Source organism: Bacillus sp. SCT118 (genome assembly GCF_058566435.1).
This window is the reverse complement of the sequence record NZ_CP191225.1, coordinates 2,920,775-2,934,677: the sequence shown is the minus strand read 5'-3', so window position 1 is coordinate 2,934,677 and position 13,903 is coordinate 2,920,775. Positions and strand designations below refer to the sequence as shown.

Sequence of the window (13,903 nt, the reverse complement as noted above, 5' to 3'; positions counted from 1 at the left end):
CTGAAATCGGTAACATGTCAACAACTTTTTTAAGGAAGGGAAAATATGCCTACAATTGATGAAATAGCAAAATTATGCAACGTGTCTAAAACCACAGTGTCAAGAGTATTGAATAATCATCCTTATGTGTCGAAAGAAAAAAGAGATATGATCTTAAAGGCAATTAACGAACTTGACTACACTCCCAATTATTTAGCTCGGAATTTTAGGAGAAATAAGACACAAACGATAGCTTTATCGGTTCCGAGTATCGACCATCCATTTTTTGCTCAATTAATAAAAGGGGTCTCTCATGAAGCACTGTTTAAGAATTACAAGGTAATTGTATTTCAGACCTTTTATGACAAACAGACGGAGCTAGAATTATTAGAGTTATTGAAACATAAAGAAGTGGATGGTATTATTCTTGGAACTTTAGAAAATGAATGGGATCAGATATCCCCTTTCTTAAAGTATGGTCCTATCTTATTATGTAATGAATATCATCACTCAGCGGACATCACGATAATTGGGTATGATGAATTTGAAGCCGCATACATGGGGGTAGTACATTTAATTGAAAGAGGGCATAAAAAAATTGGGTTTTGTTTTGATACTCCATATAGCGAAGCTCAATGTCAGAGGAAAGAGGGTTACTTGAAAGCTTTACAAGATTACAATTTACATCATAGAAGCGAATGGATATTCGGCGAAATGTTTAATATCGAGGATGGCTTTCGAGTTTTTCATAAGTTAAAGGATCTAAAGGACAGACCCTCAGCAATATTTACAGGAAATGATCAAGTCGCCGCAGGGATTATTAAACAGGCAATGAAAAATGGCTTTAAAGTTCCAGAAGACTTAGCTGTAATTGGTTTTGACAACCAATTGATTTGCCAAGTCGTTACTCCGACCATAACAACAATTGATATCCCTGTAATAGAATTAGGCCAACAGGCTGTGTTGAAAATTATCGAGTCCATTTCGGGTAATGTCACTTTAAACAGAAGAATTATTAAACTGCCAACAAAGCTTATTATAAGAGAATCAACGTAATGATAGATTTCCCTTTATCATTTTATATCTTTATATAAGAAAAAGAGGTTATTCATTTTAACCTCTTTTTCAATTAGTAAGTCGTCAATTATTTCTTTGCCTTTCATTTCACCCTCTGGCAGCACTCACTTCAAATCTGATCCATTAACAACGAAATATCCACTTATATTTCCCCATCTCGATGGTTTGCGATTTAAAAGTTCTTGAACCCTTTTTTCAACTAGGCATTACTGCCGCTAATCGAGCTCTTTTTGTCTTTTTTTTCACCATGAAGATGGTGAAGCAGGCGATAAAACGGCGGCAGCAGGGCAATAACCAGAATGACGCGAATGACCTGAACCGCAACGACAAAGGTGGAATCAGCATGTAAGGTAACTGACGTCGTCGCCATCTCTGCAATCCCGCCGGGCGCAAATGCCAGAACAGAAGTGATGAGCGAAATTCCTGTCAGCTCGGAAACGATCACGGCGCTCAAAAACATTGCTGCGATTAAACCGACGGACGAGACAAACCCGACGATGATAATACGGGTGACACCGGCAAACATGCTTTTGTACATCTTAGAGCCGATCGTTGCCCCGAGAAATACTTGTGATACATGGTTAGCTTGTGATGGCCACCATGCCGTCATGTCGTGCCCTGTCACCGCAGCTCCGCCAACATGTACAATTGCTACACCGAGCATGCTGCCGAGCAGCCATGGAGCTGGAAATTTTAAAAATTTCGCAGCTTTGCAAGCTCCCCAGGCAGCGAGAATAAGAATGACGGTCCACAAAACGGGAGCGAGCCTAAAATCTGTCGTTGCAGAAGAAATCGTCTCTGCTGCGGCACTTGCGGTACGATCTTGTTTTGTATAGATCAGAATGACTAAAAACGGAATGGAAAGCACCACGAGCAGCACACGCATCATTTGAACGAGGCTGACTATAGCGGTATTAGCGCCTACTTCCTGTGCGATGCTCGGCATGGCGGAAAGCCCGCCGGGAGCGGTGCCGACAAAGCTAGTCATCATATCCGTTTTGCTGAAACGCCAAAGCACATATCCTGACAGCATAGCCAGCAGGATAGACAATATCAGCATAACGCCGACTGAAAACCAATGGTCTTTGAGAACAGAGAGAACGGATAAATTCAGCTTTTGGCCCAATTCGATGCCGAGGATCATCTGCCCAAGGGCGAGCCATCGTCGGTTAATTCCTTTTTGGTCTGGTGCCATCATCAGCCATGCCGGCCGTATCATAGCGAGGCAGCAGGCGACAATCAGTGTTCCGATCATCCATCCAATTGATATTCCGGTTAATGAAAGAATAAACCCCCCGGCTGCACTGATTGCGATAAACCATAGATCTTTGAGGAGATTTTCGTCTTTCTTCAATGTAAAACCCTTCTTCCTTTTTCACGTAACACTCCAATTGTTCACGTAGTGAATGTATTTATTACTATAGTATATTTTTGTTGATAAAGAAATTATGAATTATTTTCTATAAGCGATTCACTTTTCTTATGACCTTGTGTTCGATCTTCTCTATTGTGTAAGTCAGAGATAAACCCGCTGTCAGCAGACACACGGCAAGAGCGTAAAAAATCACTTCTCCGCCAAATGATGTCAGGATCAGCCCGCCTGCCAGCGGTCCGATTGAGCGGGATATATCCCAATGCAGACCATAGACAGCATAAAACCGGCCCAGCAAATGAGGCGGCGCCAATTTCGATATGAAGGTCTGGATGTGGGTTAGCCCGATGCTTTCGCCAACCGTCATCACCGCTGCCGTCACTAAAAGCATTGTCAGGGAGGTTGAGCATGCAAAACCGGCAGCCGCAAGGGAGTAGCAAATATAAGTAATGAGGAGGATCGTTTTCATTGAAAGCTTTTCGGTCCCTTTGACAAGAGGTACTTGGAGAACACAGCTGAATAAAGCTTTTGCTGCTGAATAGATGGTCAGCATGGACAGATAATCAGAAAACATGTTTTTGCTGAACAGCCTGTATGTTGTTTCTGTTTGTGCATATAACATGCTGATGGGGAGAGAAAGCAGCAAAAGAAGCAGGACAGGCCTGTATATCGTAAAGCTCGCGGACATTTTCGGGGTAACAGCTGGGCGTAGCGGCTTTGTCTCAGGCAGTTTCAGTGCAGCGATCAGAAAGTAGATAAACAATGCCGCAGCATCTAATGCGAATATCCACACGGGGTTATGATTGTACAGAAGCATCCCGACAAGCGGCCCTGCCGTCAGGCCCGCCGAATAGATCGCATTGATGACCGCAAACACTTCCGAACGTCTGCTTTCCGGCGTACTTTCAGCGATTTGGGCGCGGGAAGCGGGAATGTACAACGATCTTCCGATGCCATTCATGACATAGAGAATAGCGAAAACATACGCATGCTCAGCAAATACAAACCCTGTCATTGCCGCTGATTGAAGAAGCAATGCGGTCAAAATCGCTGTGCGCCGCCCAAGCCGGTCCGCCGCCTTTCCTGCAGCGAGCGTCAGGAAAATATCAGCAAATGGCTGAAGGCTGATGATCAGCATTGGCATCATGATACTGCCGTTTAATTGTTCATGCAGATACAGCACCATAAAAGGTCCCATCATTGCACCTGTCAGGCTTGTCAGCAATTCGCCGAAAAAGCGGAGCCGAACGGGAGCGGTATATCTCGATTTTATAGAGTGAAAACTGGTCAACATGTGATCGCCGCCTTTCGCTGTTTGATATAGTAGTAGTGTATAGAAGGAGCGGCGGCCCAAAAAGTGAAGAAAAGAAGAGATAAAAATTCCCCTTTTGTCGGGAGGTGCGGGGATTGAAGCTAATAGAGCACTACGTGGCGCTTGTAAAAACAGGCTGCGCCGAGTATGGGCAAATGAACGAAATGACGCTCACTGAGATTGCCGACTGTTTATTTTGTACAGAAAGAAATGCAAAGCTCATTTTACATAAGCTGGAGAACAGCAATTGGATTATCCGGGAAAGCGGGGCGGGGCGCGGCCGCAAATCTAAAATCGCGTTTCTTCGGAGGCCTGAGGAACTGCTTCTTCAAACTGCCAAGGAATATACCATGTCAGGAAAGCTTAAAAAGGCAAAGGAGCTGCTTCAGCAGTATCAGTCCGCGTTTCCAGGGCTTCAAAACGAATATAACATGTGGCTTTCAGAGGTATTCGGATTTGTGACGGAGACAGGCGAGAATGGGGCGAAGGATGTTCTGCGGCTGTTCATCACGCCTGAATCTGTCAGCAGTTTGGATCCATGCCAAATATTTTTACGGTCTGAGGGCCATTTCGTCAAACAGATATTTGATACACTCTTCACGTTTGATTCGGATATGCAGGAGCCAAAGCCTCATTTGGTTCATGGATGGGAAGAGGTCGAAAAAAAACAATGGAGATTTTTTCTTCGAAAAGGTGTGTCATTTCATAATGGACAGCCGCTGACATCGCGGGACGTTGCGTTTACATTTCAGCGCTTTTTGGAACTGGCTGACAACCCGTATAAATGGCTTCTGCACGGAGTGAAACAAGTCTTAGAAAAGGGCCCTTATTGTGTGGAACTCATACTCGATAAGCCGAATGCGCTTTTGCCGTATGCTCTTTGTGATGAACGGCTGTCCATACTGCCGGCAGAACAGGGCGGCGGGAAAAATGGAACAGGGCCTTTTCAGATGAATCAGCAACACAGCGGGATGCTTGTGCTTGAAGCCAATGAGCGCTACTTCAAGGGACGCCCCTATTTGGATCGCGTTGAGTTTGTTTTTTCTGAGCAAGCCGGAGAGATGAACGGTTTTACCATTCAAGAAAAACAAACATGTCCTGAGCAGCAAACTGTTTTTGATGAGCGGCATGTTCAGTATTTGTCGCTCAATCTGAAAAAGAAGGGGCCTCTTCAGCACCGAAGCTTTAGAAAAGCGCTCCGGCTGCTGATTTCCTCTGAACGGCTCGTTCGTGAAGCGGGAGGGCACCGAAGAATCCCGGTTACGTCCTTTTTGCATCCGAGTTCTTTTGAGTGGGAGGGCGTTTCACCATCTGAATTGTTGAAGAAAAGCGGATACGAGGGCGAAACAATCGTGCTTTATACCTTTTCGGAAACGGATCATCGTGAGGACGCCGAATGGATTCAAAATATTTGCGCCCAGCACGGTATCAGGCTTACACTTCAATTCTGTGATGCTGCTGATCTGCGACGGCCGGAAACCGTGCAGATGGCGGATATCATTCATGACAGTGCGACGTTTTATCAAGACAGCGAGTTTGGTTTTCTGCATTTGCTGCTGTCGGAGAACAGTTTCTTGTATCAGCATCTATCTGAAAAGTTGACACAGATTTGCTTAGGAATGACAGAGCGGATGTTTTCCATGCCTGACCGCTGTTCGAGAATCGACATCCTGCGTGACATTGACCGGCAGATGAAACAGGAGCTGAATGCGATCCCGCTGTATCAAAATGTTCTCCAGGTGACATCAAGTAAAAATGTAAAAGGCCTGGTGCTTGATGAAGAGGGATGGATTGATTTGTACTCCGTATGGCTGTCCAAATAAAAAGAGGGTTCTTTTTTGAACCCTCTTTTTTACGCTGCCATGCTGCGGCATTGTTCAGCACAGGTGAAGCAGGCTTTCGCACATGCTTGGCAATGATCATGATCGTGCTTTCCGCATTCAGTGCCGCATGCTTCACAAATATCGGCGCAAAGTGCACAAATTTCTTTCATAAACGGGCTGTCCGTTTGCATGGCTTTGACCGCCAGCGCGCAAATATCCGCGCATTCCCTGTCAAGCCGGATGCATCCGCTGAGATGATGCTGCACGCTTTCTTCCAAGCATTTAGTAAAACAATGATTGCAAGCCTTCATACAATCGATGCAAGCCTCAATACAAGCTTCAGAATATTGCTCCATGGTTGATTCCCCCTGTATGACAGTATATGGTTTTATGTTTCCCGGCTGCATTTGAAAAAAACAGGGGAGTGTGTTTTTAGCTAAGGGGATATGTACATATACCCTGAACGGGTATATCTAACGTTCCATCAGATAGTATAGGAACCAGACAGCGTGATTTTGTTCATCACGTGCTGCGCGCGTAAAGACGCCTTTCGCTTTTAAGTTCGACGTTTCCTCGGCCGCACGCAAGTAAAAGTCGACGGTTTCTTGTTCATCTTTAAAAGCGGCGTCCAGTCCTCTTGTGAAATTGTCCGGGCATTCTTCCATTTGTTTCGGCATGATGTGTTTGCCGGTAATTGAACCATATAGTGTGGAAAATTCACGGAGGTGGCGAATCTCGTCACGCCTGATTTCTTCAATCTGTTTTCTGACCTCATCGCTGTGGGCGAATTCGGCAAGCTTGCGGTAGCATTGAATTGCACTGAATTCTCCGTTGATGGCCTTCTGCAAATTCCGAATCAAAACAGGATCTTCCCTGTATGGCACCGGATAGGGATAGTAGCTGTAATGCAAGGGGGTTCAACTCCATTCTTAGGAATTGGGTTTCTGTAAAAGTATATGTTGGGCAGGGAGAGATGTGCGGAGATAATCAGCTTTTTATATGTGAAAAGGCCGTTTTTACCAATAGATCAGATTGGTCATTTTCGTCAACATTCGATAAAATATATAGAGATAAAAAGAGAGGGGTCTTCTAATTTGGGAGCAGAGTTTTTAGTAGGCAGGTCCGGGAGTGGAAAAACGAAGCTGATCATCAACAGCATTCAGGATGAATTGCGCCGGGCTCCATTCGGGAAGCCGATCATTTTTCTAGTCCCGGATCAAATGACGTTTTTAATGGAATACGAGCTTGCTAAAACGCCAGATATGGGCGGGATGATACGCGCTCAAGTGTTCAGTTTTTCACGATTGGCTTGGCGCGTCCTCCAGCATACGGGAGGAATGAGCAGGCCGTTTCTGACGAGCACCGGCGTACAAATGCTCCTGCGGAAGCTCATTGAGGAGCATAAACAGGAGTTCAAAGTCTATCAAAAAGCGAGTGACAAAAGCGGGTTTACCGCACAGGTTGAGCGGATGCTGACAGAGTTTAAGCGCTATTGTCTGGAACCGGAGGATATCCGCCGGATGGCGGAAAGCGGAACGGCTTCCGAGTATCGCGGAGAACGTGTTTTATCTGAAAAGCTCCATGACTTATCAATTCTGTATCAGCAAATGGAAAAAAGCCTCGCAGACCAATATCTTCACTCTGAGGATTATTTGACATTGCTGGCAGAGCATATCCCGCTTGCGGAAGATATAAAAGGCGCCCATATCTATGTGGATGGCTTTTATCAGTTTACACCGCAGGAATTCAGGGTGTTGGAGCAGCTTATGGTTCATGCGGAGCATATCACGTTTTCGCTCACAGCGGACAAGCCGTCATATGAGCGGGAGCCGCATGAACTGGAATTGTTCAGAATGACGGGGAAAACCTATTACCGCCTGCATCAGAAGGCGAAGGAACTGAATTTGGACATTACGTATAAAGAGCTGAGCGGGACTGAGCGGCATACAAAGACGCCGGAATTGGCGCATCTAGAGGCACAGTATGAAGCGCGTCCGGCCGTTCCATACGCAGAAAAACAAGAAGCCCTTACTGTGATGCAGGCCGCAAACAGACGAGCTGAGCTGGAAGGCATTGCCCGGGAAATTCACGCCCTAGTCAGAGAGAAGGGATATCGCTATAAGGATGTAGCAATTCTTGCGCGCCAGCCGGAAGACTACAAGGATATGGTGAAGGAAGTTTTCGCAGATTACGAGATTCCTTATTTCATTGACGGAAAAGCATCTATGCTGAACCATCCGTTAATTGAATTTATCCGGTCAAGCCTTGATGTTCTGAAAGGGAATTGGCGTTATGAAGCGGTGTTTCGCTGCGTGAAAACCGAACTGCTATTCCCGCTCAATGAACCGAAGGCCAAAGTGAGAGAACAGGTCGATCAGCTCGAAAATTACTGTATCGCCTATGGTATTAAAGGCGACCGCTGGACAAAGGGCGATCGGTTCCAATACAGGCGTTTTGTGTCATTGGATGATGATTTTGCGCAGACTGATCAGGAAATCGAAATGGAAAACATGTTGAATGACACCCGCGATTGGATTGTTCCGCCGCTTTTTCAGCTTCAAAAACGCATGAAAAAAGCGAAGACGGTTCAAGAGAAGGCGGAGTCGCTCTATCGTTATTTAGAAGAGACGGATGTGCCGCTGAAGCTGGATCAGGAAAGGCAGCGTGCTGAGGATGACGGCAGAATCATTGAAGCGCAGCAGCATCAGCAGGCGTGGGACGCAGTCATTCAGCTGCTTGAGGAGTTTGTTGAAATGATGGGAGATGATGAGATTTCTCTTGATTTGTTTCAGCAAATGATAGAAGCCGGCGCGGAGTCGCTTACATTTTCTCTTATTCCACCCGCGCTTGACCAGGTGTTTGTCGGCAATATGGATTTGTCCAGAATGTATGGCACCTACTGCACCTTTGTGCTCGGGGCAAACGACGGCGTTCTGCCGGCACGCCCTGATGAAAACGGGGTCCTGTCGGATGATGACCGGGAATGGCTGAAAACGATTGGGGTTGAGCTATCCTCAGGCGGACGGGAGCGTTTGCTTGATGAGCATTTCCTCATCTACATGGCGTTTTCAAGTCCGTCTGACCGGCTTTACGTATCGTATCCGATTGCTGATGCGGAAGGAAAAACGCTTTTGCCGTCGATGATCGTTAAGCGGCTGGAAGAACTGTTTCCGCATCATAAGGAGCGCCTGTTAACAAATGAACCTGAACAGGTCAGCGATGAGGAACAGCTGATGTATGTCGTGAATAAAAGCGTGGCACAGTCCTTTACCGCGAGCCAGCTCAGGTTATGGACACGGGAATACGACATCAGCGACGTCTGGTGGAGCACGTACAATGTGCTGATGAGTGAGCCGGACAGGCTGCAGTCGAAAAAACTGTTCTCAAGCCTGTTTTTCCGGAATGAAGTGAAGCAGCTTGAACGCAGCGTGTCGAGCCAGCTCTATGGGGAACGCATTCAGGGCAGTGTATCGAGAATGGAAACCTTTAACGCATGCCCGTTTTCCCATTTTGCGTCACACGGGCTGCATTTGAAGGAACGGCAATTCTTCAAGCTTGAAGCACCGGATATCGGCCAGCTGTTTCATTCCAGCTTAAAGCTGATTTCTGACAGGCTGCGTGAGCAAAAGCTGGATTGGCGCGATTTAACGAAGGAGCAGTGCGAGCTATTTTCCTATGATGCGGTAGAGCGGCTGGCACCGAAACTGCAAAAGGAAATTCTGCTCAGCTCAAACCGGCATTATTATGTGAAGGAAAAACTGCAAAAAATTGTGACACGTGTGTCCGGCATTTTAAGCGAGCATGCGAAAGCGAGCGGATTCGTACCGATCGGGCTTGAACTGGGCTTTGGAGGAAAAGGGCCGCTTCCGCCGCTGACCTTTCAACTGAAAAACGGCTGTACGATGGAACTCGTCGGGCGAATTGACCGTGTTGATAAGGCTGAAAGCTCAAAAGGCCTGCTCCTCAGGATTGTCGATTATAAATCAAGCGACAAAGGCCTTGACTTAGCGGAAGTATATTACGGATTGGCACTGCAAATGCTGACGTACCTTGATTTATCGATTACACATTCAGCTGACTGGCTCGGGATGAGGGCGACGCCTGCCGGAGTGCTGTATTTCCATATTCATGACCCGATGATTCAATCTAATCTCCCGCTTGGGCTTGACGAGATTGAACAGGAGATCTTTAAGAAATTTAAAATGAAGGGCTTGCTCCTCGGTGATCAGGAAGTGGTTCGCCTCATGGATACAACCCTTCAAGAGGGACGGTCAAATATCATAAACGCCGGCTTGAAAAAAGACGGATCTCTTAGGTCAGACTCGGCAGCAGTCGGTGAAAAGGAATTTGATCTTTTGACAAAACATGTGCGCCGCACCTTCCAGGAAGCGGGCGAACAAATCACCGACGGGCGCGTATCCATTGAGCCGTACAAAATGAAGAACAAGACGCCGTGCACATACTGTGCGTTCAAATCAGTATGCCAATTTGATGAATCACTGGAAGAAAACGAGTATCGCCCATTAAAGGCTGAAAAGGACAAGACAATACTTGAGTGGATAAAAAAGGAGGCGGATGGCAATGAACATTCCTAAACCGGCAGACAGCACATGGACAGATGACCAATGGAATGCCATTGTTTCAACCGGCCAGGATATTCTTGTGGCAGCGGCTGCGGGCTCTGGTAAAACCGCTGTGCTCGTTGAACGAATGATTCGGAAAATCACTGCGGAGGAAAACCCAATAGATGTAGACCGTCTTCTCGTTGTGACATTTACAAACGCCTCAGCGGCAGAGATGAAGCACCGAATCGCAGAAGCCTTGGAAAAAGAGCTTGTACAGCGCCCCGGCTCGCTGCATATTAGACGCCAGCTGTCTCTTTTAAACCGGGCCAGCATTTCGACGCTCCATTCCTTTTGCCTGCAAGTGCTGAAGAAATATTACTACTTGATTGATCTTGATCCGGGCTTTCGGATAGCTGATCAGACGGAAGGCGAGCTGCTCGGGGATGAAGTGCTTGACGAGCTGTTTGAAGACGAATACGCAAAGGGCGAAAAGGCGTTTTTTGAGCTTGTTGACCGCTATACGACAGACCGGCACGATCTGGATCTGCAATTTCTCGTTAAACAGGTGTACGAGTATTCCCGATCCCATCCCAACCCGGAGACGTGGCTGGAAAGCTTTGTTCATTTGTATGATGTATCAGAAAAGAGCGCCATCGAGGAGCTGCCGTTTTATCAATATGTCAAAGAAGATATTGCAATGGTGCTTAACGGGGCGAAGGAAAAGCTCTTGCGCGCGCTTGAGCTGACGAAAGCGCCGGGCGGCCCGGCGCCGCGTGCTGACAATTTTCTTGATGATCTTGCGCAGATTGATGAACTGATTCAGCATCAGGACGATTTCAGTGAACTATATAAGCGGGTGCCCGCCGTCTCTTTTAAGCGTGCCAAAGCAGTAAAAGGGGATGAGTTCGATCCAGCGCTCCTTGATGAGGCGACAGATTTGAGAAACGGCGCAAAAAAACTGCTTGAAAAGCTCAAAACCGACTACTTTACGAGAAGTCCTGAACAGCACTTGAAAAGCCTAGCCGAGATGAAGCCTGTCATTGAAACGCTCGTACAGCTTGTCATCAGCTATGGAAAACGATTCGAAGCTGCGAAACAGGAAAAATCAATCATCGATTTTTCTGATTTGGAGCATTACTGTTTAGCGATTTTGACAGTTGAGAATGACAAAGGTGAACGTGAGCCGAGCGAGGCTGCAAGGTTTTATCAGGAACAGTTTCATGAAGTGCTCGTTGACGAATATCAGGATACCAACCTCGTGCAGGAATCGATTCTGCAGCTCGTCACAAGCGGGCCGGAGGAGACTGGTAACCTGTTTATGGTAGGAGACGTCAAACAGTCGATTTATCGATTCAGGCTCGCGGAGCCGCTTCTTTTCCTTTCTAAATACAAACGGTTTACAGAGAGCGGAGAAGGCACGGGGCGGAAAATCGATTTAAATAAAAATTTCCGAAGCCGGGCTGATATTTTAGACAGCACAAACTTTTTATTTAAACAGCTGATGGGCGGCAAAATCGGTGAGGTCGATTATGACGAGCAGGCTGAGCTGAAGCTTGGTGCAGCGTATCCGGACAATGACGAGACGGAAACAGAGCTGCTGCTGATCGACAACGCAGAAGATACGGATGCAAGCGAGGAAGCAGAAGAGCTTGAAACGGTGCAGTTTGAGGCAAAAGTCATCGCTAAGGAAATCCGCAAGCTGATTTCATCGCCATTTAAGGTGTATGACGGAAAAAAGAAAACACATCGCAATATTCAATACCGAGATATCGTGATTTTGCTCCGTTCGATGCCGTGGGCTCCGCAAATCATGGAGGAGCTGAGAGCACAGGGCATACCGGTTTACGCCAATTTAACGTCAGGCTATTTTGAAGCGGTCGAAGTCGCCGTCGCGCTTTCTGTGCTGAAGGTGATTGATAATCCGTATCAGGATATACCGCTTGCCTCTGTGCTGCGCTCACCGATTGTCGGAGCAGATGAAAACGAGCTGTCTTTGATCCGGCTTGAAAATAAAAAAGCGCCGTACTATGAGGCGATGAAAGACTACCTGGCTGCTGGTGACCGGAACGATGAGCTTTATCAAAAGTTAAATACGTTTTACGGACATCTGCAAAAATGGCGCGCGTTTTCGAAAAACCACTCAGTATCTGAGCTGATTTGGGAAGTGTACCGCGACACCAAATATATGGATTATGTCGGCGGCATGCCGGGCGGAAAACAGCGCCAGGCCAATTTGCGTGTTCTTTATGACAGGGCGCGTCAATATGAATCAACGGCATTTCGCGGCTTGTTCCGTTTCCTGCGGTTTATCGAACGCATGCAGGAGCGGGGCGATGATCTTGGTACGGCGAGAGCGCTCAGCGAGCAGGAGGATGTTGTCCGCTTAATGACGATCCACAGCAGCAAAGGGCTCGAATTTCCAGTCGTGTTTGCAGCGGGTCTCGGCCGGAATTTCAACATGATGGATTTAAATAAATCGTACCTGCTGGACAAGGAGCTCGGGTTCGGCACGAAGTATATTCATCCGCAATTGCGCATCAGCTATCCGACACTTCCGCTCATTGCGATGAAGAAAAAAATGCGCAGGGAGCTGCTGTCAGAGGAATTGCGTGTTCTCTATGTTGCATTAACGAGAGCGAAGGAAAAGCTGTTTCTGATTGGCTCATGTAAGGATCATCAGAAACAGCTTGCAAAATGGCAGGCATCCGCGTCCCAAACTGATTGGCTTCTGCCGGAATTTGACCGCTATCAGGCGAAAACGTATCTAGATTTCATCGGGCCGGCTCTTGCCAGGCACAGAGACTTGGAGGATTTGGCTGGTGTGCCAGCTCACGCTGATATCTCAGATCACCCGGCTCGTTTTGCCGTTCAAATGATCCATTCCTATGATTTGCTTGATGATGATCTGGAAGAAAGAATGGAAGAAAAAAGCGAGCGCCTAGAAGCGATTCGCCGAGGTGAACCAGTTCCCGGCTCGTTTGCGTTTGATGAAAAAGCCCGCGAGCAGCTGAGCTGGACATACCCGCATCACGAGGTGACGCAAATTCGGACAAAGCAATCGGTTTCTGAGATCAAAAGAAAAAGAGAGTACGAGGATGAATACAGCGGCAGGGCCCCTGTAAAACCGGCTGATGGAAGCATTCTGTACAGACGTCCCGCTTTTATGATGAAAAAAGGCCTGACAGCTGCAGAGAAAGGGACTGCCATGCATACGGTTATGCAGCATATCCCGCTGTCACATGTACCGTCGATAGAAGAAGCTGAGCAGACGGTTCAAAGGCTTTATGAAAAAGAGCTTCTCACTGAAGAACAAAAAGACGCTATTGATATAGAAGAAATCGTGCAATTTTTCCATACAGAAATCGGCGGACAGCTGATCGGCGCTAAGTGGAAGGACCGGGAAATACCATTCAGCTTAGCGCTTCCGGCCAAGGAGATCTATCCTGATGCACAGGAGGCGGATGAGCCGCTTTTAGTGCAGGGTATCATTGACTGTCTCTATGAAACTGAGGACGGATTATATCTATTGGATTATAAGTCGGACCGGATTGAGGGCAAATTCCAGCATGGATTTGAAGGAGCGGCCCCGATCTTGAAGAAACGATATGAAACGCAAATTCAGCTGTACACAAAGGCAGTTGAGCAAATTGCAAAAACAAAGGTAAAGGGATGTGCGCTTTATTTCTTTGACGGGGGGCACATTCTCACATTATAGCGAGATCCATAAGCTCCGGAATTTTAGGCGGAGCGGGTCTCGTTTTCTATATAAAAGAGA

Annotated in this window: 8 protein-coding genes; 4 read left to right on the top strand and 4 right to left on the bottom strand. The window is 46.9% G+C overall.

Annotated elements, in window-relative coordinates; translation table 11 throughout:
* Nucleotides 1-45 precede the first annotated feature (45 nt).
* Complete coding sequence (ntdR, locus tag ACQVGT_RS15015; protein WP_015383285.1) at nt 46-1,035, top strand: NTD biosynthesis operon transcriptional regulator NtdR; 990 nt, start codon at nt 46-48, stop codon at nt 1,033-1,035.
* 220 nt (nt 1,036-1,255) lie between these two features.
* Here ntdR and ACQVGT_RS15010 read toward each other — a convergent pair whose 3' ends face one another.
* A complete protein-coding gene (locus ACQVGT_RS15010; RefSeq protein WP_015383286.1) occupies nt 1,256-2,410 on the bottom strand; it encodes an AbrB family transcriptional regulator in 1,155 nt (384 codons plus the stop codon).
* A 106-nt stretch (nt 2,411-2,516) separates the two neighbouring features.
* Nucleotides 2,517-3,722 (bottom strand): MDR family MFS transporter, encoded by a 1,206-nt coding sequence (locus ACQVGT_RS15005; protein ID WP_015383287.1) that lies wholly within the window; start codon nt 3,720-3,722, stop codon nt 2,517-2,519.
* A 113-nt stretch (nt 3,723-3,835) separates the two neighbouring features.
* Here ACQVGT_RS15005 and ACQVGT_RS15000 point away from each other — a divergent pair, with 113 nt between their 5' ends.
* Complete coding sequence (locus ACQVGT_RS15000; RefSeq protein ID WP_015483055.1) at nt 3,836-5,563, top strand: SgrR family transcriptional regulator; 1,728 nt, start codon at nt 3,836-3,838, stop codon at nt 5,561-5,563.
* Nucleotides 5,564-5,592: 29 nt separating this feature from the next.
* Here the strand turns inward: ACQVGT_RS15000 and ACQVGT_RS14995 are convergent, their stop codons facing one another.
* Together ACQVGT_RS14995 and ACQVGT_RS14990 are read right to left on the bottom strand one after the other, a co-directional pair.
* Nucleotides 5,593-5,919, bottom strand: coding sequence for a four-helix bundle copper-binding protein (locus ACQVGT_RS14995; protein WP_009966950.1), 327 nt, complete (start codon nt 5,917-5,919; stop codon nt 5,593-5,595).
* A gap of 117 nt (nt 5,920-6,036) precedes the next feature.
* Nucleotides 6,037-6,474, bottom strand: coding sequence for a ferritin family protein (locus ACQVGT_RS14990; RefSeq protein WP_015483057.1), 438 nt, complete (start codon nt 6,472-6,474; stop codon nt 6,037-6,039).
* Between the two features lie 183 nt (nt 6,475-6,657).
* Between ACQVGT_RS14990 and addB the strand changes: the two genes are divergently transcribed.
* Both addB and addA read left to right on the top strand, forming a co-directional pair.
* A complete protein-coding gene (addB, locus tag ACQVGT_RS14985; RefSeq protein ID WP_015483058.1) occupies nt 6,658-10,158 on the top strand; it encodes a helicase-exonuclease AddAB subunit AddB in 3,501 nt (1,166 codons plus the stop codon).
* On the top strand, nt 10,145-13,843 hold the full coding sequence (addA, locus tag ACQVGT_RS14980) for a helicase-exonuclease AddAB subunit AddA (protein WP_015383291.1): 3,699 nt from the start codon (nt 10,145-10,147) through the stop codon (nt 13,841-13,843). Before addB ends, addA begins: the two co-directional genes overlap by 14 nt.
* Nucleotides 13,844-13,903 lie beyond the last annotated feature (60 nt).